This window comes from Nocardia sp. bgisy134 (assembly GCF_965341865.1).
Lineage (GTDB): Bacteria > Actinomycetota > Actinomycetes > Mycobacteriales > Mycobacteriaceae > Nocardia.
On sequence record NZ_CBDQZP010000008.1, the window covers coordinates 143,443 to 166,255 of the forward strand.

The 22,813-nt window shown below is 67.5% G+C and carries 23 protein-coding genes and 1 pseudogene; 13 read left to right on the top strand and 11 right to left on the bottom strand.

Translation table 11 applies throughout. The annotated features are described in order from the left end of the window. The first annotated feature begins 451 nt into the window (after window positions 1-451). Window positions 452-925 carry a hypothetical protein gene (locus ACRWNM_RS16310; protein ID WP_431968279.1) on the top strand — a complete coding sequence of 158 codons (474 nt, stop codon included), beginning with the start codon at window positions 452-454 and terminating at the stop codon, window positions 923-925. A gap of 320 nt (window positions 926-1,245) precedes the next feature. Here the strand turns inward: ACRWNM_RS16310 and ACRWNM_RS16315 are convergent, their stop codons facing one another. From ACRWNM_RS16315 to ACRWNM_RS16330, 4 genes are all read right to left on the bottom strand, one after another. After that, window positions 1,246-1,443: a hypothetical protein gene (locus ACRWNM_RS16315; RefSeq protein ID WP_431968281.1), complete on the bottom strand. Its 198-nt coding sequence runs from the start codon at window positions 1,441-1,443 to the stop codon at window positions 1,246-1,248. 855 nt (window positions 1,444-2,298) lie between these two features. Then, window positions 2,299-3,003 carry a hypothetical protein gene (locus ACRWNM_RS16320; RefSeq protein WP_431968283.1) on the bottom strand — a complete coding sequence of 235 codons (705 nt, stop codon included), beginning with the start codon at window positions 3,001-3,003 and terminating at the stop codon, window positions 2,299-2,301. Next, window positions 3,000-3,791, bottom strand: coding sequence for a hypothetical protein (locus ACRWNM_RS16325; RefSeq protein ID WP_431968285.1), 792 nt, complete (start codon window positions 3,789-3,791; stop codon window positions 3,000-3,002). Before ACRWNM_RS16325 ends, ACRWNM_RS16320 begins: the two co-directional genes overlap by 4 nt. 283 nt (window positions 3,792-4,074) lie before the next feature. Continuing rightward, a complete protein-coding gene (locus ACRWNM_RS16330; RefSeq protein ID WP_431968287.1) occupies window positions 4,075-4,296 on the bottom strand; it encodes a helix-turn-helix domain-containing protein in 222 nt (73 codons plus the stop codon). Window positions 4,297-4,437: 141 nt separating this feature from the next. Between ACRWNM_RS16330 and ACRWNM_RS16335 the strand changes: the two genes are divergently transcribed. After that, window positions 4,438-4,692, top strand: a complete 255-nt coding sequence (locus tag ACRWNM_RS16335; RefSeq protein ID WP_431954146.1) for a helix-turn-helix domain-containing protein — start codon at window positions 4,438-4,440, stop codon at window positions 4,690-4,692. A 107-nt stretch (window positions 4,693-4,799) separates the two neighbouring features. Here the strand turns inward: ACRWNM_RS16335 and ACRWNM_RS16340 are convergent, their stop codons facing one another. Both ACRWNM_RS16340 and ACRWNM_RS16345 read right to left on the bottom strand, forming a co-directional pair. Next, window positions 4,800-5,042, bottom strand: coding sequence for a hypothetical protein (locus tag ACRWNM_RS16340; protein WP_431968289.1), 243 nt, complete (start codon window positions 5,040-5,042; stop codon window positions 4,800-4,802). Between the two features lie 1,159 nt (window positions 5,043-6,201). After that, window positions 6,202-7,752: a VanW family protein gene (locus ACRWNM_RS16345; RefSeq protein ID WP_431968291.1), complete on the bottom strand. Its 1,551-nt coding sequence runs from the start codon at window positions 7,750-7,752 to the stop codon at window positions 6,202-6,204. Window positions 7,753-7,855: 103 nt separating this feature from the next. Here ACRWNM_RS16345 and ACRWNM_RS16350 point away from each other — a divergent pair, with 103 nt between their 5' ends. The 6 genes and pseudogenes from ACRWNM_RS16350 to ACRWNM_RS16375 all read left to right on the top strand — a co-directional run bounded on the left by ACRWNM_RS16350 (window position 7,856) and on the right by ACRWNM_RS16375 (window position 11,745). Then, entirely contained in the window at window positions 7,856-8,026 is a 171-nt protein-coding gene (locus ACRWNM_RS16350) for a hypothetical protein (RefSeq protein ID WP_431968293.1), read from the top strand. Between the two features lie 86 nt (window positions 8,027-8,112). After that, complete coding sequence (locus tag ACRWNM_RS16355) at window positions 8,113-8,835, top strand: hypothetical protein (protein ID WP_431968295.1); 723 nt, start codon at window positions 8,113-8,115, stop codon at window positions 8,833-8,835. A 361-nt stretch (window positions 8,836-9,196) separates the two neighbouring features. Next, window positions 9,197-10,225 carry a phosphogluconate dehydrogenase (NAD(+)-dependent, decarboxylating) gene (gene gnd, locus ACRWNM_RS16360; protein ID WP_431968297.1) on the top strand — a complete coding sequence of 343 codons (1,029 nt, stop codon included), beginning with the start codon at window positions 9,197-9,199 and terminating at the stop codon, window positions 10,223-10,225. Between the two features lie 222 nt (window positions 10,226-10,447). After that, complete coding sequence (locus ACRWNM_RS16365) at window positions 10,448-10,648, top strand: helix-turn-helix transcriptional regulator (protein WP_431968299.1); 201 nt, start codon at window positions 10,448-10,450, stop codon at window positions 10,646-10,648. 181 nt (window positions 10,649-10,829) lie between these two features. After that, window positions 10,830-10,919 (top strand): annotated as a pseudogene (locus ACRWNM_RS16370) (hypothetical protein); the annotation flags it as partial. 37 nt (window positions 10,920-10,956) lie between these two features. Further along, a complete protein-coding gene (locus ACRWNM_RS16375; RefSeq protein WP_431968301.1) occupies window positions 10,957-11,745 on the top strand; it encodes a type II toxin-antitoxin system HipA family toxin in 789 nt (262 codons plus the stop codon). A 73-nt stretch (window positions 11,746-11,818) separates the two neighbouring features. Here the strand turns inward: ACRWNM_RS16375 and ACRWNM_RS16380 are convergent, their stop codons facing one another. Beyond that, window positions 11,819-13,141 carry an acetyl-CoA C-acetyltransferase gene (locus ACRWNM_RS16380; RefSeq protein WP_431968303.1) on the bottom strand — a complete coding sequence of 441 codons (1,323 nt, stop codon included), beginning with the start codon at window positions 13,139-13,141 and terminating at the stop codon, window positions 11,819-11,821. 249 nt (window positions 13,142-13,390) lie between these two features. On the opposite strand from ACRWNM_RS16380, the gene ACRWNM_RS16385 reads away from it, so the two are divergent. Both ACRWNM_RS16385 and ACRWNM_RS16390 read left to right on the top strand, forming a co-directional pair. Then, window positions 13,391-14,788, top strand: a complete 1,398-nt coding sequence (locus ACRWNM_RS16385) for a 3-oxoacyl-ACP reductase (protein ID WP_431968305.1) — start codon at window positions 13,391-13,393, stop codon at window positions 14,786-14,788. Continuing rightward, entirely contained in the window at window positions 14,788-15,654 is an 867-nt protein-coding gene (locus ACRWNM_RS16390) for a MaoC/PaaZ C-terminal domain-containing protein (RefSeq protein ID WP_431968307.1), read from the top strand. Before ACRWNM_RS16385 ends, ACRWNM_RS16390 begins: the two co-directional genes overlap by 1 nt. Window positions 15,655-15,715: 61 nt before the next feature. On the opposite strand, the gene ACRWNM_RS16395 is transcribed toward ACRWNM_RS16390, so the two are convergent. The 4 genes from ACRWNM_RS16395 to ACRWNM_RS16410 all read right to left on the bottom strand — a co-directional run bounded on the left by ACRWNM_RS16395 (window position 15,716) and on the right by ACRWNM_RS16410 (window position 20,733). Further along, complete coding sequence (locus ACRWNM_RS16395) at window positions 15,716-16,945, bottom strand: DUF5685 family protein (protein ID WP_431968309.1); 1,230 nt, start codon at window positions 16,943-16,945, stop codon at window positions 15,716-15,718. A gap of 102 nt (window positions 16,946-17,047) precedes the next feature. Continuing rightward, a complete protein-coding gene (locus ACRWNM_RS16400) occupies window positions 17,048-17,647 on the bottom strand; it encodes a TetR/AcrR family transcriptional regulator (protein ID WP_141808227.1) in 600 nt (199 codons plus the stop codon). A gap of 306 nt (window positions 17,648-17,953) precedes the next feature. Beyond that, complete coding sequence (locus tag ACRWNM_RS16405; protein ID WP_431968312.1) at window positions 17,954-19,114, bottom strand: glycoside hydrolase family 3 N-terminal domain-containing protein; 1,161 nt, start codon at window positions 19,112-19,114, stop codon at window positions 17,954-17,956. Window positions 19,115-19,266: 152 nt separating this feature from the next. After that, complete coding sequence (locus tag ACRWNM_RS16410) at window positions 19,267-20,733, bottom strand: ADP-ribosylglycohydrolase family protein (protein ID WP_431968314.1); 1,467 nt, start codon at window positions 20,731-20,733, stop codon at window positions 19,267-19,269. A 130-nt stretch (window positions 20,734-20,863) separates the two neighbouring features. On the opposite strand from ACRWNM_RS16410, the gene ACRWNM_RS16415 reads away from it, so the two are divergent. The 3 genes from ACRWNM_RS16415 to ACRWNM_RS16425 all read left to right on the top strand — a co-directional run bounded on the left by ACRWNM_RS16415 (window position 20,864) and on the right by ACRWNM_RS16425 (window position 22,786). Further along, window positions 20,864-21,349: a universal stress protein gene (locus ACRWNM_RS16415; RefSeq protein WP_431968316.1), complete on the top strand. Its 486-nt coding sequence runs from the start codon at window positions 20,864-20,866 to the stop codon at window positions 21,347-21,349. Between the two features lie 63 nt (window positions 21,350-21,412). Then, window positions 21,413-22,501, top strand: coding sequence for an isochorismate synthase (locus tag ACRWNM_RS16420; RefSeq protein WP_431968318.1), 1,089 nt, complete (start codon window positions 21,413-21,415; stop codon window positions 22,499-22,501). 114 nt (window positions 22,502-22,615) lie between these two features. Then, window positions 22,616-22,786: a DUF2613 domain-containing protein gene (locus ACRWNM_RS16425; RefSeq protein ID WP_084501446.1), complete on the top strand. Its 171-nt coding sequence runs from the start codon at window positions 22,616-22,618 to the stop codon at window positions 22,784-22,786. Window positions 22,787-22,813: the final 27 nt, after the last annotated feature.

The window sequence follows — 22,813 nt, forward strand, 5'->3', positions numbered from 1 at the left end:
TCTGAACCCGCGTTCTACCGTGTTCTCGGTGTTCGGGGGCGTGCCGCATGAGCGGACCGACGGACGATTGACCGCCGTCAGCTATTTGGCGTTCCTGGGCATTTCGGCCGGTTGCACGGCCAGGGCGATGGCGCCGTTGAGAGATCGGACGCCCTTGGTGCGCAGCGTCGGCTCGGCGGGTCCAGATGTCGTAGCCGAAGAACCGCTCCTTGCGGGTGCGAACATGAGCGAGCACCAATCACTCTGTCGTCGAACACAATTCCGGCGCGTTGGCACAACCGCACTAGGACTTGATTCGGCAACCAGGATCGGATAGAACTTCACCGTTGTAATTCGCTCCGCGAAACATGCAGCACGCCAACCGGTTTGCAGCGTTCGCGGGGTCGGGAGGATAGGAAAAATCATGCGTCTGACTACCAGAAAATTCGGCCGTAAAGCTCTCATCGCGGCGTTGCCGCTCGCGATCGCGGTGACCTTCGCGGGCGCAGGAGCAGCTTCTGCCGACGCCTCTGGCGTCGCCCCACAGTCGGTCCCCGTCGTGAAGACAGTCGAGGCTGCGCAGGCTCCGGGAACGGTTCAGCAGGTGATCCCGGTCATCGTGCAGCCCGCCGCCGCGGCCGTCGAGCAGCCCGCCGAAGCGGATGTCGCACAGCCCGCCACTGCGGAGGTCCTGCAGCCGGTAGCGGCTGCGGTGCCGCAGGACATCGCGACCAATCCCAATGCGGCCAACCATGATCCGCTGGCCAATGGCGCGGCAGCGGGCGGAATTGCCGGGGCCGTGTTCGGAGCCGTGGTCTGCGCCGCCACCATCATCGGGATTCCCTTCATGCCGCTGTGCGCCCTCGGCTCCGGTTTCCAGGGCGCCTTGGTCGGTTTGATCGTCGGCGCGATCGCCCCGGACGTCATTCCGCAGGTCCTGCCCTGATCCCCCCGCCACCAAACAGTATTCGGTGCCGGAGTTTCCGGACCGATGCGGCGTGGATGGCGCGTCCTTTCCTTCGATGAAGCCTGCACATCAGCACGGAACTCGTCCATGTCGATGCCGGCACCTGCGGCGATGATTCCCAATCCCGGTTTGCCGACCACGCTGCTCGCGAGACTCGACCTCGCCGACCCGAGGGATGAGGTGCCCCACCCCCGGCTCGTAGCAAAACCGGGGGTGGGGCGGGCGCCCCGCGGCTCGGACCGTCTTCGACCGCGATTGTGTTGCGGGAGAAGGGAGCCGGGCGGGGCGGGCTGGTGGGGTCAGCGGGTGCGCGAGGAGTCGGGGATGATGCGGCCTTCGGCTATCAGGGCGCGCAGCGCTTGGTCCTTGCGGCGGCAGTAGTCGGGGGCGCATTCGCGGTGGACGCGCATGATCTGGTGCGCCAGATCGATGGTCGGCGTCGTCGGAAGTGCGCTGTGCGCGTCGAGCTCCAGCAGTGCGCGGATGGCTTCGTCCATGGCTGTCTCCTCGCTGATGACCTGGCCGAGTCACGGCCGGCGGGACGAGTGCCCCACCCCCGGCCTGGAGGGGCACGCCGGGGGTGGGGCGGAGGCCCGAACGTCCGCGCTCGTCTACGACCGCGCACCGGAGTGACGGGGACGGGCGGCGTTCGGGCTTATGCGGCAAGCTCTGCCCCGCTTGTCAATCGACATCGAGAGGGTTTCGGGGGCGTGCCGCATGTTCGGGGGGTGGGAAGTCTCCGGAAACAACCGTGGCACTGTACGTCCGCGGTTTTCAGACGCACAGTGCCACGAGTAGATCTGGGAGAGTGGAGGTTTCCCGGTAGATTTCGGGATGAAGGCGCAGCTCTGGCGCTGCACCAATCTTCACCTAACGCGATGCGAATGTCAACACCTGAATTTTTGATGCCTTCGAAATACCTGGTGAGAGCACATATTTCAGCATTGCGCGGTGCGTTCCGTACTTCCGTTCGGCAGGCCCGAATCGGTGCACATTGCTCCCCAGGATGGTGTCCGCAGCGGGATATGTTGCGACGATGTCCCTGTCGCGAACCGGGGAGGCGGCCGCCGTTCGCGATTACAGGAAGGGCACCCAGAGGTGGCGCGGACAGAAACCGCTGGCGCGACCATGAAGCGGGCGAGAGGTTTCGCGCGCGAGTGGCTGAACCCGCAGAGAAAGAAGAAGCCGCCCAACCGGTACTGGTAACCGGTTGGACGGCGATGGTTTTCAACGGCGTCGATGACGGAGCGATCGTCAGGTTCCCACCACTGACCTCGCGAGAATTCCCGCGCAATGCGATTCGGTCCAGCAGCAGGCGCGGTTCGCCGCCAGTAAGCACCGCTTCGGAAACGCTATGCAGCGCGACTCCGCGCGGCACTGGCCGCCTTGCGCCGCGACCTTCTTGGATGGGCAAGGTGTTGGTCGAGAACCTCTCCCGCGACGAACATCTCGGGCCAATCGGGAGCCCACGGCCCCGGCACCGGGGCGATCTTTCCCGCGTCGCGCAGCGTTTGCACGCGGCGGACAGTCAGATTTCGATACTCGTCTCCGAGCTCCTTCGCCAAAGTGGCGATGCCCGAAGCGTTGAGGCGGCGGGAACGTGCCTGGTCGATCATCGAAGGGTCGAGGTTCACCTCGACCGCCGGTGGACAGACGACCCTTGTCGCGGCCCGCACCGCCTCGCCGATTTCCCGCGACGCGCTCTCGACCCCCGGGGTCATCGCGAGCGCGATCAGGTTCTTGTCCAGCCATCGCGACAATCCGGCGGTCGTGGTCGAACTCGTGTAGCCGAGACCGCGTTGCTCGCAGACCAACCGGACCCAGCCGACCAGGACAGCGTGCAGATGGTCGGCCGCGCGGGCGGCGGCCGGGTTGTACGGCAGCGGTTGCTCGCTGGGACGGCGTCGCATGCGGTAGTCGCCGCGGCTGCCGAGCTTGGCCTGACGAGTCCGCGCAATCGCGAGATCCTCTGCTAGATCGGGGATTTCGCGAAACAACTCGACGAGTTCGCGTACTTCGGCGCGGCTCAGGTACAGGTGGTTCGGTTCGTCGTTCACACTCGCCCCCGGAGCGCGCCGTCGGCGACTTCGGCGTTGAGCTGCTGGGCAAGTCGCTCGGCGTGGCCATGCCGGATGTAGTCGTCGGTGTGCCTGCCGTCGACGAGATATCCGCGTGCGAAGGCCACGGCGCCGGACCAGCTGCGCCAATACTGCGGCGACCACCAGCGTTGCAGCTGCCGCCGCCCAGCCACATCGATCAAGCTCTGCCCCCACCGCAGCGCCGCCTGCGGCGAGGAGAGGCTGAAATACCCGCTGAGGTCGGCGATCGAGCGAAGCGGATTGCCCGCGGGCAGCGCGGTGATCGGATCACCGGGCGCTGCTACCCAATAGGTCGGGACGTTCGGTACGTCGCGTTGGCCCGCGATCCCGTAGCCGCCCGGATCGACGCCGAGGCACTTACCCTCCGGGCGGAGCGGATCGGCGATGAGGGCGCATGCGATGACCTGCGCGAACTCGCCTCGCCCGACCGAGGCCGCGATGTCACCCGCGATGGCGGCGCCCTGGGAGTAGCCCGCCAGCACCACGCGCCGGTTCGAAGCCTCGATCGCGGCGATCAGCGCCTTCCGTCCCACCACCAGGCTGTCCGCATACGGCATCGTGCGGCCGTAGTCGGCTGGATAGGGGACGATTCGCGGACTGAAGCGATCCAGGTCGAGGGATGCGGCGAACGCGGCGCTGATCCCGTCGCCGTGCGGATGCCACGTGCCGGGCATGATCAGGACATCGATCGGCTCGGGCGGCGCGGCGGAGTTCCACAGTGCACGAAAACTTCTGGGGCTTGCCATATTCAGACCTGCGACCTTTCATCGCTCGTGAGTGTGTCGGAGTAGTGATCCGGATCGGCGGTGCGCACCGCACGCCGCGATCTCGCTGCGCCTCCGGGGTCGGGCGACGCCTGCTCGCCGCATCCGACCAATCGCGGAGACGCACCGGCGACGTACGCGAGCGCGACCGTCGCGATAGCTGATCGATCGCCCGCAGCGTCGAATTTCGAGGTCGAGCGGAAGTGATTCCAGTCACAAAAGGTTTGAGACACGTTCGGCGCGAGGCCCTTATCCCGCCATGTGGTCACTTCTCCCCCGCCTGCGGGATCAGCTCGGCGGTCCGGCAGCCGACGAACGCGGCGATACGGGCAAGTTCGCAAAGTGTGAAGGACCCACGTGCAGCTAACCGCCGCCGCAGTGCCGTCGCGGGCATCCCGGTGTGCTTGACCAGGTCATTCAGTCCGATCCCCCGCTTCGCAAGAACGTGTTGCACACGCTCCGCAACCATGACATCCAAATGATCCATACGGATTACCATAAGGTCCGTTTGGACCTTTCACAAGCCCGATCGGCCTTCGGGTCGGGCCGCGAGCTTTCGCGGCGCAACCCGGCGATGCCAGCGGCATGTCGTTTGCGAGGTAGCCATTCGGACCTCAGAATGGTCCATATGGGTGCGAAAGAGACGGCTTCGGGCATCAATCGTGCGGTGGGGAACGAGTTGCGAGCGGCGCGAGCACGCCGCGATCTGACCCGTCAGCAACTGTCGGAACTGACCGGCCTCGCCGTCAGCACGATTCAGCGCTTCGAGAACGGTGAGCGATCCCCTGACATGCAACAACTGCACGCACTTTGCGAGGCGCTGGAGATTCCCATGCGCGAGTTCGTCACCATGGCGCTGAAAGACATCGAGCGCACGGACTGATCACCACCCACATCGATTACTGCCCGGGACCGAACCTACGGTCCCGGGCAGTCGACCCCGACAATGAACGGTGCGTCGCGCAGGTCGATCGACCCGCGCGCGATGGTTCACGCGCAGCGCGAACCGGTGACTCCCTTGACGGCGGATTCGATGGCCACTTCGGCGTATTCGACAACGGCCTGAACCGTATCGACACCCATCACCCAAGAAGCCAGCACGACATCGCACAATGTCGCGGTGCCGTGCAGAATCCGATGCGCAGCGTCGTCACCGATCGCCGCGCCAAGTGCCGCAGCAGCGCCCGCGCCCCGCCCCACTGCCAACTCCGTTACCGAGCCGATCTGGTCCACGACCTCAGTTCCCCTTCATCTCAGTGCTCAACCCTCGAGCGCGAGCCTGGAACGAAATTTCCACTGTCGTCCCAGAATCACGGTAGTTATATCCCATCGCCGCGCACGCGGCTCGCCAAAGTTGCCCCGCTACACAACGATTCGCAGGTCCAGCACGACCATGTGATTCTTCCAGCCGATAGCTGAAGGTTCGCGGCATTGCCCCATCCAACGGGGCCGCGCAACTCGTACCGATGGATAAACCCGTCCATACCAACGACATCCGACGTTCGAACCTCGGAATGTCAAGTGCGCCGCCAGCACGACTGTGTCGTTTCCGAACCATCCACCCGTGCCTGGTCGCGACCCGACTCCGGCTCTCGTCGCTCGTGTCCGCGTCCGCCGATACATACTGAGCGTCACAGTATTTCGCGTACACCCACCGCACGCGCTCCGCGACGCAAACGGCGTCTGTTGCGCGGTCGGATCACACGAATCGTGACCGAAATTCCCCACCCGACAACACACCCCAGCCTTCCTCGAACAGCATCACCACAAAGATGTGCACGCCGGTGCGGCTCCCCGATGAACCCCACACCCGCCGCGGCCGCACGCAAGGGCCCGGTATCCGTACCGCACCGGCCCGAGAGACCGGAATCCGCCGCCGGAACCACCTGTCCAACCTTGCAGGCGACCATACTCGCACATATTTTCGAATAACAAGGGCGTACGGTAGTCCTCGAGGGATTCACTGATGAGCATGCCGCGCCGACAACCGGGCGCACCGGAGGCGCGGACTCGATCACCCACCCACCGGCCATGAGGCGACATGCGGACAGCCACGCTCACCGACTCTCACCAGTTGTTCTGCGGGAAAAGGCAATTCGCGGCTGGGCTCGAATCTGCCAGCGATGCAGGTCGCCGTATACATCACTCTGGTTGATCCGTAGCACTGCGGAAGGGGACTATTACGGTCCAAGAGGTGCACCGAGTGGACTACCTGTCGGGCTTCGAGGACTGCGAGGTGGTTGCCGATCACGTCGTCGCTGCACTACGCGAAATCCTGAAGATCGGTGTGCCGACGGAGCTTTCGGTGAATTCTTGGGTGAATTCTTCCCCCGGCACGATAGACGTCAGCGCGCCTGCTCCTCAGCGGCATCCGCCGCCCGGTATCGACAGCTCACTCGCACTTCACGACCGGGATCGGGTCGTACTTCACCGTCCTGGTCGCCCGTGACACTTCGCGCCCGGTCTTGCGATCCTTGATCACGCGGGTATCGGAGATGGTGAAGCCCGGTGCGCCTTCGGACGCGATGCAGTCCTTCCCCTTGGGGAGGGTGACGGTGTTGGGTTCGGTGGGCTTGGTCTTGTCGCCGGTGATGGACTCGACGTCGACCGTCTTGGTGCCCCAGAGGCGGACGGTGATCTCCGAGGCGGTGGCGAAAGTCTCGATGTAGACGCCGCTTTGGGTGTTGTTGCGGAATTTGAGGTCGATGGCGCCGTCGAAAACGGTGGCCTCGCGGGCGGCCGGGTAGCGGGAGATGTAGTAGCTGTGTTCGGTGTGGCCCGCGTCTTCGAGGCCGGCGAAGTAGGCGGCGTTGTAGAGGGTGGTCGCGAACTGGCTGATGCCGCCGCCGACTGCGGTGCTCGGGCGGCCGTGGTCGATGATCCCGGATTCGACGTAGCCTTCCGCGGTGCCGCGCGGACCGGTGAAATCGTTGAGCGAGAACGTTTCTCCCGGCCGGACGACGGCGCCGTTCACCTTCAGAGCCACGGTGCGGATGTTGACGCCGGACGGTCCGCTGAAGCCGCTGGTGGTGAACGAGCCCATCTGTTCGACGATGCCGAGCCCCTGGGCGGCCTCGGTGGTGAGCTTGGGTTCGACCTTCTCGTAGACGGCGGCCGCGCTGCGCTGCTGAGAGGCCGCGAGCAGCGTGGACAACTGTTCGAGGGTCTTCGGCCAGTCGATCTTCTCGCCGACCACCGCGGGCACGACCCGCGGCGCTCCGCCACCCACCGCGAAAGTCGCGTCCTTGGGCTCCACCTCGGATTTCGCCAGCTGCGGGGCGAGGATGGCGGTCGCGGCGTTCAGGTCGTAGTTCGCGGCGAGACCGCCCTGCCCGTCCGGAGCGAAACTCAGTACGGTCGTGATCTGTTCGGGAGTGAGTCTCGCGTCGCCGTCTCTGCCCGTGAACACCACGTCGCCGCGCACAGCGGGTTCGGCGATCTCGTGCAGCGCTCGCTCGACCGCCTCCGGCCGAACGGTGAGCGGCGCTGGGACGACGGGCAATTCGAGGGTGCCGCCCTCGATCCAGTTGTCGATCAACTCGTTTCGCGCGGCGGGCGTGTCCAGCACACGGCCGAGTACGGGCGGGACGGCGACCGGTTTGCCGTTCTGGAACTGAATGGTGCCCTCGACGGTCGGGCGATCGTGCACCCGCAGCGCGGTCAGCTGACGGTCCAGCGCGGCGTCGTCTACGGTGCTGGCGACCGAGACCTCGCGGGTGCCGAAGAAAGAGACCAGGCGGGCGAAGGGGTTGAGTGGCTGGCCGCCGATGCGGTCCCAGGTGCCCTCCCAGTCGACGGCGAGGCCTGCGGCGGAGGGGGTGAGTTCGGCTCGTACGTCACCGATCTGGAGCGGCAGTTGCTGCCCGGCGCGGCCGTCCAGGGTGGTGCGGAGCTTGGCATCGGCTTCGTCGACGTCCATCCCCCCGATGTCGATCCCGGCCACGACCACTCCGCGCGGTACGTCGCCGGAAGAGAGCACGGCGTCCACGGCGTAGCCGAGGCCGCCGACTGCGATCAGGGCTCCCGCGGCGATTCCGACGCGACGGATGGCGGGGGTCTGCCACCACGACCCGGAACCGGCGGGTCCCGGTCTCGGTCTGGATCTGCGCGCGTTCTCCCAGCGCTGCCGTCCCGTACCCGACTGCTCGGCGCTGGACGGGTGGGCACTGTCGGTTGCCTGGAATGCCTCGGTCTCCTGGTGGGAGTCGGCCGCATGAGTCGCCCATCCGGCGTCGGAGGGACGACCGTGGTCGGGTGCGCCGGTACCGGGCGGGGGGTTGCCAGGCGCGTGTACGGCGCCACCGTGAGCGTGGCCACCACCAGGCGCTTGTGCGGCACCACCAAGCGCGTATGCGCCGCCACCGGGAGCGTGCGCGCCGCCACCAGGCGCTTGCGCGGCACTACCGGGCGCGTGGCCGCCACCACCGGGTACGTGCGCGGCACCACCAGGCGCATGGCCGCCACCACCGGGTACATGTGCGGCACCACCAGGCGCATGGCCGCCACCACCGGGTACATGCGCGGCACCACCAGGCGCATGGCCGCCACCACCGGGTACATGCGCGGCACCACCAGGCGCATGGCCGCCACCACCGGGTACATGCGCGGCACCACCAGGCGCATGGCCGCCACCACCGGGTACGTGCGCGGCACCACCAGGCGCGTGACCCGGCGCATATGCGCCGCCACCGGGAGCGTGCGCGTGTGCGGCGCTACCGGGCGCGTGGCCAGGCGCGAATGCAGCACCACCCGGAGCGTGGCCACCACCAGACGCATGCGCAGCACCACTGGGCGCATGGCCAAGCGCGAATGCAGCACCACCCGGAGCGTGCAGGGCCCCACCGGACGCGTGCGCGCCGCTACCGGGCCCAGGCTGGGCACCAGCACCATCGGGCGCGTGTCCGGTGACTCGCAGCGGCTCGGTGGGGGTGGAGTCGGACCGCCACTGAGGCGCCTGTCCGGGCTGCGTCACCGGAAGAAATGTGGTCTTCGCCTCATCTGGCGATTCGCGGTTCGATTCGAGTAGATGACGGAGTCCGACCTCGCCGTCTCGATGTCGGTCGCGGCCGTGGTGTCCGGTGCTCGACTCGGTGGTCACGAACCGTCCTCCCAGATGAAGATGTGTTTCCGTGCCGCGCACGGTGCGGGTCACCATCCCACGATAGTTGCCCGCGCCGGGGACGTCCGTTCAGCTCGGACGCGCAGCAAACCTTGTGCAATGAACCGTCTTGAACGCGGAAGAGCCCCGCGCAGTTGCCGGGTCGGGGGTCTGGCAACTGCGCGGAGCCGATCTGTTTATCGGAGCAGCGCACCCCGCGTTACACACTTCCCGGGGACAATCGAGGACGACCCGCCAGACAGCTCGCACACACGAGGAGATGGACGGAATGCAGCTGGGAATGATCGGCCTCGGGCGGATGGGCGCCAACATCGTCCGCCGCATCGTCCGGGACGGGCACACCGCCGTCGGCTACGAACGCAAGCCCCACAACATCGACGAACTACGCGCCGATCTGGGCGAAAATTTCCGAGGAACGCACGATCTGCCGGAATTCGTGGGCATGCTGGAGACGCCGCGGGTGGTGTGGGTGATGATCCCGGCCGGCGCGACCGGCACGGTGATCGACCAGGTCGCCGAGCTGCTCGAACCCGGCGACATCATCATCGATGGCGGCAACAGCCGGTACCACGAGGACATCAGACGGGCCGAGAAGCTGACCCCGAAAGGCCTCCACTACCTGGACATCGGCACCTCGGGCGGCGTCTTCGGCCTGACCCGCGGTTACTGCCTGATGATCGGCGGCGAGGCCGAGCAGGTGAAGTATCTGGATCCGCTGCTGAAGTCGATCGCGCCCGGCGTCGACGCTGCACCGCGCACCCCCGGCCGGACGGGCGACCCCTCCACCGCCGAGCAGGGTTACCTGCACTGCGGCCCCGCAGGCGCGGGTCACTTCGTGAAGATGGTGCACAACGGCATCGAGTACGGCGCCATGGCCGCCTACGCGGAGGGCCTGAACATCCTGCACAAGGCCGATTACGGCGCGGCGCACAAGGGCGAGTTCTCGGCGGAGGAGACGCCGCTGGAGCACCCCGAGTACTACCAGTACGACATCGATGTGCCGGAAGTCACAGAAGTGTGGCGACGGGGTTCGGTGGTCGCCTCGTGGTTGCTGGATCTCACCGCCGGCGCGCTGTTCGCGGACCCGAACCTCGACTCGTTCGGCGGGCGCGTCTCGGACTCCGGCGAGGGCCGCTGGACCCTGGACGCCGCGATCGACACCGGGGTGCCCGCACCGGTGCTCTCAGCCGCCTTGTTCGCGCGCTTCTCCTCGCGCGGCGAGTCGCTGTACGCGGACAAACTGCTCTCCGCCATGCGCCAGGCGTTCGGCGGGCATTACGAATTGCCGCCGAAGTAAGCTCCCATCACCCGTTTTACGCTGCGCAGGAACTGATTCCGCTTGTGATTCGAACTTGCTATCCATCCACCCGAAACCCCCGTCTTCGCAAACGATTTCGACTCTTCGCAGATAGTGCAGCACCTGCGAGGAGCCGAAATGGTCTGCGAAGACGTTTTGCGTCGTGGAGTCGAGTCCTCGAAGGGCAGTATTCGGCAGTATCCTGCCGATCGAAAGGACGCGATGTCGGAAGCCACGATCATCGGACATGCGATCCGGACCGCAAGGCGTCGGCATCGCTTGACACAGGAGCAACTTGCCGAGCTGGCGGGCACCTCGACCCGAACAATCCGCGAAATCGAGCACGGCAGTGGCGGGACGGGCATTGCGACCGTCGCCGCCGTCGCGAACGCGGTCGGCCTCACCCTCGGGGTCACCGCATGACGAGTCCAGCCGATTTTCGCCGAGTCCCCCGGGCCGACATCTACAAAGCGGGCCGACCGGCGGCCACCCTTGTCCGTACCCCCAACGGCGGCATCGAATTTCGATACCGGAGCGACTATCTCGCGGCGGACGGTGAGCCGATTGCGACGACACTCCCGGTCCGTCGGATCCGGTCTTCACCATGAACGGCGCGGTACCGCCGTTCTTCGCAGGACTCCTTCCCGAAGGCCATCGGCTGACCGTGCTGCGCCGCGCCGTGAAGACCAGCCCGAACGACGAACTGACCTTGCTGCTCGCCGTCGGCGGAGATGTACCTGGCGACGTACAGATCATTCCCGAGGGCCAGATTGCGGGAGGCACTCCCGCGCTGCTCGAGGACGACGAACCCGAGCACGTCGATTTCGCCCGACTGGTCGATCCTCGAACTGCCGCAGCCGGAGTATCCGCACCTGATCGAGAACGAGGCTGCGCACCTGCACGCCGCTCGGGCGATGAAACTTCCCGTGGCCGAAGCGAGTCTCGTCGCCGATCGAACCGGCGAGCCAGGGCTGCTCATGCGACGCTTCGATCGATTCTTCGACAACGGATCCTGGGAGAGGCTGGCTTTCGAGGACGGGACGCAGGTGCTGGGCCTGCCACCGGCGGCGAAGTATCAAGCGGATACCGCGACGGTGGTCGCCGCCCTCGCTGGGCTGACGAGTGCGCCACTCGTCACGATCAGGAACCTGTATATGCAGTTCCTTTTCGCATGGCTGACAGGAAACGGCGATCTACACGCCAAGAACGTTGGCGTGCTGAAGGATAAGCAGGGGCGGTGGGCGATCGCGCCGATCTATGACATCCCGTGCACGCTGCTGTACGACGACGACTCCATGGCGTTGCCGATCGCCGGGCGGACGCGGAAGCTGCGCGACCGAGACTGGGCCGCGTTCGCCGCCGAGATCGGGCTGCCTGACCGCGCTGCCGCTTCGGCGGGCGAGATCGCATTACGGGCGGCCGCGGGCGTCGACTACCCGAGACTTCCTTTCTCGGGATCACCGCTGCGGCGGACCGAGCGAGAGTTGCGTTCACGTCGCATGGAGATCGAAAAGTACTGAGGCCGAGGATATTCGTCGCGTACGCGAAAGGCGGCATCCGGAAGACCGGATGCCGCCTTCGTGGCGTGACGGGTCAGCGCTCCAGGATGGCGACGACGCCCTGTCCACCCGCGGCGCAGATGGAGATCAGCGCACGCCCGGAGCCCTTCTCGGCCAGCATCTTCGCGGTGGAGGCGACGATGCGGCCGCCGGTGGCGGCGAACGGGTGACCCGCGGCGAGCGAGGAGCCGTTGACGTTGAGCTTGCTGCGGTCGATCGAGCCGAGCGCGCCGTCGAGGCCGAGACGCTCCTTGCAGTACTGGTCGGATTCCCACGCCTGCAGGGTCGCGAGCACCACGGAGGCGAAGGCCTCGTGGATCTCGTAGTAGTCGAAGTCCTGCAGGGTCAGGCCGTTTCGAGCGAGCATGCGCGGCACCGCGTAGGTGGGCGCCATGAGCAGGCCGTCGGGGCCGTGGATGTAGTCGACCGCGGCGACCTCGGAGTCCACCAGGTGGGCGAGCACGGGCAGGTTGCGCTCGGCGGCCCACTCATCGCTGGACAGCAGCACCGCGGACGCGCCGTCGGTGAGCGGGGTGGAGTTGCCCGCGGTCATGGTGGCGTCGCCCAGCTTGTTGCCGAAGACCGGCTTCAGGGTGGCGAGCTTCTCGATCGAGGAGTTCGGGCGCAGGTTGTCGTCGCGGGTCAGCCCGAGGAACGGGGTGACCAGGTCGTCGAAGAAGCCGCGGTCGTAGGCGGCGGCCATGTTCTTGTGCGACAGGTAGGCCAGTTCGTCCTGCGCCTCGCGCGCGATGCCGAATTCCTTGGCGGTGATAGCGGCGTGCTCACCCATGGACAGGCCGGTGCGCGGCTCGGCGTTGCGCGGGATCTCGATGCCGACCATGCTCGGGCGCAGCTGGCCTACCAGCTTCAGACGGTCCTTGTTGCTCTTGGCGCGGTTCGCGTCGAGCATCCACTCGCGCATGCCTTCGCTGACGCCGATCGGCGCGTCGGAGGTGGTGTCGGTGCCGCCGCCGACGCCCGCCTCGATGCGGCCCGCCGCGATCGCGTCACCGACGGTGACGATCGCCTGCAGACCGGTGCCACACGCGAGCTGCAGGTCGTGCGCCGGGGTGTAAGGCGAAAGCTTGCTGCCCAGAATGCTTTCGCGGATCATGCCGTGCTCGCCGACCCGCTTGAGCACCGCGCCGCCGACCACCATGCCGAGCCGCTCGCCCTGCAGGTTGAACCGGCTCACCAGACCGTCCAGCGCGGCGGTGAACATGTCCTGGTTGGAGGCGTGGGCGTACGCCTTGTCGGAGCGAGCGAACGGGATCCGGTTGCCGCCCACGATCGCGACCGGACGCGTCGTCTTCGCGGTCTTGGCCGTGCTCTTGGTTGAACGGGCTTTGTTTGTCACTCGAGTCTCCAAGGTCTCGTCGGGTGGTCCGGCGCCCGGGTGCGGCTCTTCGCAGATCGGCGCCCCGCGCGTTGGTTTACTTTAAACTTACTCTGGAGTAAGTTTGTTGTCGACACTGTACCCCGCAAATGTGCGCTGACACGCCCACCGCGCGGTGCCTGCCACGCAGACCAGGCCCTCGCGGAAACGTGCGGAACACCAGGGGCGAACCAGACATCCGCGAAATTCGAGACAGAAAAGGTAGGAACAGTGGCAGCCAAGAGCAAGGGTGCACCCAACCTCTACGGATCGTTCGTCCACTCCGCCCCCGGCCAGTTCCTGGCGAGCAAGCTGGGTCTGCCGCAGCCGGAGCACCTGCGCCGCTACGTCAAGGGCGAGCCGCCGCTGGCGGGCCCGGTGCTCATCGGCGGCAAGGGCCGCGTCGCCGAGCCCGTGCGTGCACTGCTGTCCGACTACACCTTCGCCGACTCGCCTGCGGGGTCGGCAGTCGGCGGAGCCGACGGGGTGGGTAAGCCCAGCCAGGGGACCAAGTACGGCGCGCTCGTCTTCGACGCGACCGGCATCGGCTCGATCGAGGATCTCTCCCAGCTGTTCGAGTTCTTCCAGCCCGCGATGCGCAGCATCACCGCGTCGGGCCGCGTCGTGGTCATCGGCACCACCCCGGAGCTGGCGGGCACCGTCGACGGGCAGATCGCCCAGCGCGCGCTCGAGGGCTTCACCCGTTCGATCGCCAAGGAACTGCTGCGCGGCTCCACCGCCCAGCTGGTGTACCTGCACCCGGAGGCCTCGGCCGCCGCGACCGGCCTCGAGTCCACCCTGCGCTTCCTGCTGTCGGCCAAGTCGGCGTTCGTCGACGGCCAGGTGATCCGGGTCGGCAAGGACGACGCCACCGCGCCTGCCGACTGGGACCGCCCGCTGGAGGGCAAGGTCGCCGTGGTCACCGGCGCCGCGCGCGGCATCGGCGCGACCATCGCCGAGGTGTTCGCCCGTGACGGCGCGAAGGTGATCGTCGCCGACATCCCGGCCGCGGGCGAGGCGCTCTCGCAGACCGCCAACAAGGTCGGCGGCACCGCGCTCGCGCTGGACGTGACCGCGCCCGACGCCGCGGACAAGCTCGCCGAGTTCGCCACCGAGCGCTTCGGCGGCATCGACATCATCGTGCACAACGCGGGCATCACCCGCGACAAGCTGCTCGCCAACATGGACGAGGGCCGCTGGAACTCGGTCATCAACGTGAATCTCGCCGCACCGCACCGCATCACCGAGGGCCTGGTGGCCAAGGGCGTGCTGAAGGAGGGCGGCCGCGTGATCGACGTGTCCTCCATCGCGGGCATCGCGGGCAACCGCGGCCAGACCAACTACGGCGCCTCCAAGGCCGGCGTCATCGGCATGGTCAACGCGGAAGCTCCGAAGCTGGCGGAGAAGGGCATCACCATCAACGCGGTGGCGCCCGGCTTCATCGAGACCGCGATGACCGCCGCCATCCCGCTCGGCACCCGCGAGGCAGGCCGCCTGATGAGCTCGCTGCTGCAGGGCGGCCAGACCGTCGACGTGGCCGAGACCATCGCGTTCTTCGCCAGCCCGGCCTCGAATGCGGTGAGCGGCAACGTGGTTCGAGTCTGCGGCCAGAGCCTGATCGGAGCATGATGACCGAGACCATCACGCTCACCGAAACGCCCAAGAACAGTAGCCTTTTCGTGAAGGCCGCGCTGGGCGCGGTACCGGTGCCGCTGCTTTCGGCGCGCAAGTCGACGATTCCGGATCGGGTCGTTCGGCTCGACGGAGTGAAGGTGGATCCGGATCATCTGGCCGCCTACTGCCGGGCCACCGGCCTGCGCTTCGGCGACTCGCTGCCGCTGACCTACCCGTTCATCCTGAGCTTCCCGCTGGCCATGCAGCTGGTGGTGGCCCGCGACTTCCCGTTCGTGGCGGTGGGTGCGGTGCACGCGCAGAACCTGATCGAGCGCACCCGCGAGATCTCGGTGAGCGAGCCGCTGGACTTCCGCACCCACATCGAGAACCTGCGCGAGCACCCGAAGGGTCTGCTGGTGGACGCGATAACGGAAGTAAGCGTTGGACGGGAGCGCGTGTGGCGACAGGTCACCACCTTCCTGCACCAGCAGCGCACCTCGCTGTCGGACCAGCCCAAGGGCGAGCCGAAGGAGGAGGAAGTGCCCCCGCCGCCGATGCGCGCCCTGCGGGTGGATCAGAAGATGATCACCAGGTACGCCAACGCGTCCGGTGACCACAACCCGATCCACACCTCGGCGTTGGGCGCCAAGGCATTCGGCTTCCCGAAAGCGATCGCGCACGGCATGTGGTCGGCGGCCAACGTTCTCGGCAACATCGAGGGCCGCATTCCCGAGAAGGCCACCTACTCGGTGAAGTTCGGCAAGCCGATTCTGCTGCCCGCCACGGTGAACGTCTACGCCGATCAGGTCGAGGGCGGCTGGGATCTGTCGCTGCTCCACCCGAAGAAGGGCTACCCGCACCTGACGGCGACGCTGCGCTGAGTTCTTCGGTCGACCGAGAACGCCCCCGAATCAGGCCGATTCGGGGGCGTTTTCGTGTGCGTCAGCAGTCGCAGCCACAACCGCAATCACCGCAGCTGCAGCAATCGCCGCAGCCCGAGCAGCAATCGGCGCAGTCGCAGCAGGAACCGCAGTCGCAGCCCTTCCACCACGCGTCCTTGCGTTCGCCAGTGCAGGGACTGGTGTGGTCGGCGCAGCAGGCGTAGCCGGTGCAGTAGACGCCGAGCACCAAGGCGAGCGCCTCGCCGATGCCGGGGCGACGGGTCGGCGGGCGGTGACCGGTGCGGTGGGCGCGGGGGTGGCCGTGGGTGGTCTCGGAGACAGGTGTCGACGGTCGATGATCGCCGAGGTGGGCGTGCGGGTGACCATCGTGAGTTGTATTGCAGACGTGGGCTTTTACCGCACCGACACCCTTGCCGAGCCGGTGCACCAGCGCGTGCAACGGATCCAGCAGCATCCAGCGGATGGTGGGGACGTCGGCCAGGCGGGCCGCGGCGAGTGCCCTGCGCAGCTCCGCGTCGGACTCGCGCACCAGTTCATACGATTCGGCGAGGGTGGTGTCTGTCGCGGCGAGCGGGTTGAAGCGGCCGTGTGCGGTGTCGTCGTCGTAATCCGCGATGGCGTCGGATAGGTGGGCGATGCGGCCGAAATGCTCTCCTGCGATGCGGAGCTGGTCGGCGTTCTCGGGACGGTTCGCCAGAATCGCGGTGTGGGCGAAGAGTTCGGCCGCGCACAGGGCGGTCGGGGCCGTGAGTTCGTCGAGTGTGACCGGCGGTTCGGCGGAAGCAGCGTTGGACGCAGCGCGGCTCTCCACGAGTTGCTGTGCATCGATCGCGGCGACAAGGGGTTCCACGTCGAAGTCGATCAGCGCCGCCTGCCTGCGGGCGCTGTCGGCCCAGCGCGTCGACATCCTGGTCATGGGTCGTCCGGCGAGCCGTGCGGCGTCACCGTCCGCGACGTGATCGCGCAGCTTGGCCGAACCGAGCAGCAGCGACGCGGTCGAGGCGAGCAGGACGCCGGGCGAATCGGCGGCGGCCACCTCCGCTCGCTGCATGCCACGCAGCGGACAACGACCTGCGGTGGTGCGTGCCGAAGGACCTGGCAGCTGCGCCTCGGTCAGCACGCTGAGCAAGATCGCGTCGGTGTTCGTCGCGGCTCGCGCCAGTTGGCCGTGCCCGTCGCGCAGGCCGAGACACAACCCGCACATGTGCGACCGCCACTCGGCCGCGTCGATACCGTACTTTTCGGCGCCGTGCGAGCACGGCCTGAGCATCCCGAACACTTTTCCCCGTTTGTCCCCGAGCCGTGGCGGCCCTCCTGCTGTGATCTCGAAGAGAGTGGCAGAGCGCCGCCCGGCTGGCAAACGGGGTGCCGGTTATTCCGGCTTCTTGCGACCGGCCAGACCGCGCCAGGCCAGGTCGTCGAGCAGGTCGACGGCCTCGGCGACCTCGATGCGCCCGCTGGCTACCCGATCGGCGATGGCCTCGCCCGCGCCGATGACGGCGACCGCGACGACATCGAAGTTGGTGCCGGGTTCGGCGTGCTTGGCACTGGATTCGAGCAGCTTGGCGGTGAGTTCGATGACCCGCTCGCGGGCGTTGTCGATCTCGGAGGCGAAGGCTTGCTGACCGATCGCCTGGCGATAGAGCACCTGCCAGGACTTGCGGTTGCGGTCGACGAACCCGAGGAAGCCCTCCAGCGCGGTGCGGACCTGCTCGTGCGGGGTGAGCAGCGGGTTACCCGCGGGCGCGACGGCCTCGATGAAGCGCAAGCCCTCGCGCTGGATGCACGCCCGGAACAGTTCGTCCTTGGAGCCGTAGTAGAGATACAACATCGGCTTGGAGATCTTCGCCTCGGCGGCGATCGCATCCATCGACGTATCGTGGAAACCCTTGCGTGCGAACACCTCGACCGCGGCGTCGAGCATCTGCTGCTCACGAACCGCCCGAGGAAGTCGCTTCGTTCCGCCCGCCATCCACTCTCCTACCACATGGTGAATCTCTTATATTACTCCAAGGTAAGTTCCGCGGGACGGATTTGCTCACCAGTCGCCGGTGTCGGCTGCGCGCTCCGGCCCGTGCGCACGCCGGAGGCGACATCGCCTGACAGCGATCCCCTCAGGTGAGCCGAACCGGTCGACATCGCCGGTGGCGGGACCGTCTACGGAAACTCAGCGATACTACGGGGCGCGGCTGGGAACCCGCCTGTACGTCATACGAGAGGGTGTACCGCCGCCTCCGCTCCGGCCGGGAATCATCCGGCTGCCGGATCGGCTTTCCCCTCAGCAGGACGGTATCGCCCCCTTGTACACGCCCATCCGCAGCACCGACCGGTCGACCTGGGCGGCGGGCAGCCGACCGCTGGCCATCGCCTGCTCCAGCTGGTTCAACACGCTCGGAACGGCGTCGGTGGTGATCCACAGTGCGTTGTCGGCGCCCGCCACCAATGCCGCCTCGACCGCTTCCTCGATGGTCATCCGGCTGGTGATGGCCGCCATGCCGCCGAGGTCGTCGGTGAAGATCGGGCCGTCGAACGGGGCGGCTCCGTATCCGGTTCCCTCGCGCAGCAGCGACATGGCCTGCGGACTGATGCTGGCGGGCACGTTCGGTTCGGTCAGGCCGGGCACGTCCAGGTGGCCGACCATGACGGCCGCCCCGGAACCGATCAGGTTGCGGTAGGGCACGAGGTCCACCGTCTGGAGCTGATCCAGCGGCGGCGTGCGCACCGCGCCGGTGTGCGAATCGCCCGATCCGGAACCGTGGCCGGGGAAGTGCTTCATCACGGTGCCGACGCCGACCTCGCGCATGGCGCGGATGTACGCGTCGGCGAAACGGGTGACCACCTCGGGGTCGTCCGAGAAGGACCGGTCGCCGATGACGGTGTCGTCGGGCTGGCTGCTCACGTCCACGTCGGGGGCGAAGTTGACCGTCACGCCGAGTTCCTTCAGATCCCGGCCGCGGGACACCGTGGCGTCGTAGAACTGCTCCGGGGTCATGGTCTGCGCGGTGGCGCGGGCCGACGGCACGGGTCCGATGAGATCGCGAACCCGCGAGACCCGGCCACCCTCCTCATCGATCGTCACCATCAGCGGCGTCGTCGCCAACGCCTTCACCTCGTCCAGCGCGGGACCGGAAATCAGCGACCGGTCGGTCCAGCCACCCAGGAAGATGCCGCCGACCTGCTCGTTACGCACCACGTTCGCCGCGTCGCCGCTACCGGTCACGCCGACGGTCAGCAGCTGCGCGAGCTTCTGCCGCGGGGTGAAGCGGGCGAGGTATTCCGCGTTGCAGTCGCGTTTGGGTGGGTTGGTCGGCGATGCGGCCAATGTGGTCGCGGGGGATTCGGCCGGCGAAGTCGTGGCCGACGTCGGGGTGTCGCCGCCGGAGCAGGCGGTCGCGACCGCGGCGCAGAGTGCGAGCAGGACGAGAGGCGTCTTCCGCATGGGTCAACGGTAGTGCGGGGGTGGGTTGGGGTGGTTGGCGGGGGTGGTTAGGCGGGTGGGGCTGAGCTGGGGTTTTCGGTGGTGGGGTGTGGAGGGGCGGGTCTGGTCGGGTGGTGCGGTGGGGGACGTGGGCGCGGGGGTTCGGGACACTCTCACACCAGGACCCGAGTGCGGCGGGCGAGATCGGAGATATGCACGCCGTCGTAACCGATTACCGCGCTGTGCAGGGTGTCGTGAAAGGGATCAGTCCAGTGAGCTGGAATCCCCTTGGCGCCGACCAGGATCCCGGCGACCGAACCGGCGGTGGCACCGTTGGAGTCGGTATCGGCTCCGCTCTGCACCGTGAGCGCGATGGTTCGGGTGAAATCACCTGCGCCCCAAAGCAGCCCGGCGGCAACTCGGCAGGCGTTGGGGATGGCGTGGACCCAGTTGTACTCACCGTGCCTGGTTTCGATGTTGTGCACAGCCCGTTCCCAAGACAGCCCGTGATCGTGGTCCGCACGCACCTCTGCGAGTGCGACGGCCAGGCGCGAACCGGGTGGGAGCACGTCTTGGGCGGACATGAGCGCGGCGGACGGGCTGGAGGCGGCAAAAGCGGCGGCGATCAAGGCAGCGGCCCACATCGCGGCGTAAATGCCGTTGCCCGTGTGGGATACGGCTGCCTCGCGGGCGGCGAGGGTGGCGGCGCGCTGTGGATCACCCGGGTTGACGTAGCCGAAGATGTCGGCGCGGATCATGGCGCCGATCCACTCGCGGTATGGGTTGCGGACAGTGGCCGTCGCGGGTGGGTGCAGGCCGTCGACGAGATTGCGGTAGGCGACGCGTTCAGCGGTGTAGGTCTGGAGGAAGGGCAGGCGTTCCAGCCATAGGTTCGCGACATCGTCCGCCGTGAAGTTCAGGCCGCGCGATTCCAGGAGGTGCAGTCCGAGCACGGTGTAGTCGACGTCGTCGTCGCGCGGAGCGCCGTCGATCCGGCCGCGTACCGACACCGGCCAGCTCGGGTTCAGCGGAAACGGGGGTGGGAGCACAGCGGGGACGTAGTCGGTCAGTGGATAGGCGTCCGCCCGTTCCAGATACGTGCGAATGTGCGCACGCGTCCACACGAATCCGTTCTCCAGCGGCTTCCCGAGCGTGCACCCGACGCATCGCCCCAGCCAACCACCGTGGATACGTTCCAGGAGTTCGTCATCCGGACCGAAGGTGGTCGCCGCGGAATCCGACGCCGCCGGACCGGGAGAGGTGAGGCCAAGGGACGCTGAACCGGTCGACGCAGCACCAGCAGACGTCGGACCGACCTCCGTCCGGGCCGCGGAATGTTCGGCTCCCCGCCGAGGCGCAGTCCCCTCACCGCAAGAACCGACCCCGGTGGTCTCGACATCAGCCGACTCCCCCTCCTCGAACCTCCACCCGGGATCGCACGGCGCCGACTCGATCTCCTCCAGCAGCGCCCAGCATGCCTCCGGATCGGCCGGGTCGGCGGTCGCCAGTGCGCGAACCGCGGACTCGAACCGGGCGACGAGGTGTCCGGATTCGAGACGCTGACGCCATTCGAAGTACAGCAGGGCGCGCGGGTCGGCCTCGTGCCTGCCGTAGAACACCGCCTCGATCGTCGGGTCCATCGCACTCCCGGTTTCCGCTGCTCAACCGTGCTCTTGTGCCTGATTATCCCTGCGCGCCGCACCGTCCGCGGGCCTGCGAGCGAGGGTAACCTCGGTTCCATAGCCAGGAGACTCCGACCAGGAGGTCACCGTGCCCTGCGATCTGATGCTCATCGCCTACGACGGGTCCGAGAACGCCAAGCGCGCCATCGAATACGCCGGCCGGTTTCTCTCCGCGAACCGGGCCGTGGTGCTCACGGCCTGGGAACCCATGGTGCGCCAGGCCGCTCGGCTCTCGGGCTTGTCCGGCGTGATGCAGCCCGAGTGGGTGCCCGACGAGGAGCTCGAGGACATCGCCTACGTCGACGCGCGCAACATCAACACCGAGGGCGTGCGGCTGGCCAAGCTCGCGGGCCTGAACGCCGAGGCGCGCACGGCCGAATGCACCACCACCATCTGGAACGCGATCGTGGAATGCGCCGACGACTTGGACGTGGACATCATCGTCGCGGGCACCCGCGGCGCCACCGGCATTCGCGCCCTGCTGCACAGCAGCGTGGCCGACGCCGTGCTCAAGCACTGTCACCGTCCGGTGCTGATGGTTCCGCCCGGCAGAGAACCGCAGCGCGAATTCTGACCCGGTGATCTCGGTCGCTCAGGCGCGCCCGTGACGGTCGCGCGGGTCTATGGTCGAGGAATCATGAACGGATTCCTGCTCGCCCAGCCCAATGGTGTGATGCGCGCGACCGGGACCCGGATGATCTTCGACGACGCGAACCGCGCCCTCTCGGCATTGCGGGACGGCGCGGCGGAGATCGTCGTCGGGGCCTTGCCTTTCGATCCGAGTCGGCCTGCCGCGCTCGCCGCGCCGCAGCGGGCCGAACACACCGCGGGCCCTTGGCGTCCCGCCGCGCTTCCCGAACTGCCGACGGTGCGGGTGGTCACCGAAATACCGAGTCCGGCGGAACACATCGCGCGGGTGACGAAACTGATCGAGCAGATCAACGATCCGGCGCAGCCGCTGCGCAAGGTGGTCGCCGCCCGTTCCGTGCTCGCCGAGGCGGACAGCGAACTCGACCCGGAACTCGTCGCCGCGCAGCTGCTCACCAGGCACCCGCACGCCAACGTCTACGCCGTCGATCTGACGCCCGCCGGTCGCGCGGGGACACTGATCGGCGCGACACCCGAGGTGCTCGTCGCGCGGCACGGTGCCACCGTGACGTTGCGTCCGCTCGCAGGCACCGCGCCGCGCCGCGCCGATCCGGACGCGGACGCCGCACAGGCCGCCGAGCTGCTGACCAGCACCAAGAACCGTGACGAGCACGCGTTCGTCATCGAATGGATCCGGGAGCGACTGGCGCCCGTCTGCGCCGACCTGACCATCCCGGACGGCCCGCAGCTGGTCAACACTCACGACGTGTGGCATCTGGCCACGCCGATCACCGGCACCGTGCGCGATCCCGCGACCACCGCGCTCGACTTGGCGCTGCTGCTGCACCCGACCCCCGCGGTCTGCGGCACGCCCACCGCGCTGGCCCTCGACACCATCAACCACGTCGAGGAGGACCGCGGCTTCTACGGCGGGGCCGTCGGCTGGTGCGACGCGCGGGGCGACGGCGAATGGGTGGTCGCGATCCGCTGCGCGGAACTGTCGGCGGACGGACGCGCGCTGCGAGCCTTCGCGGGCGGCGGCATCGTCGCGGCCTCCGAACCGCGGGCGGAACTGGACGAAACGACGGCCAAGCTGCGCACCTTCCTCGGCGGCCTGCACTGCGCGGTGCCGGAGTAGCCGGGGCCACTCGGAAATTGTGAGACGCCCGATTGTCACCTTGCTCACCCTCCGGGCGCGGCATGCGGTAGGTTGACGCGGAATGTGCCTGTCCCGATGTATTGGAGAGCCGCGATGAAGTTTGCTGTTCCTGGTGTTGCGAGTGCGGTAGCCGGTGCCGTGCTCGGTGCGATCGCGGTGTTCGTCATCACCGCGGCGGTACAGCAGAACACGCGCCCCGAAATCGACCGCAGTGGCGATGCGGATTCCTCGCTGCTCAACAACGTTGAGTACGGCAGCCGCTGAGCCGCTGACTGCCGCTTCATCCGCCGA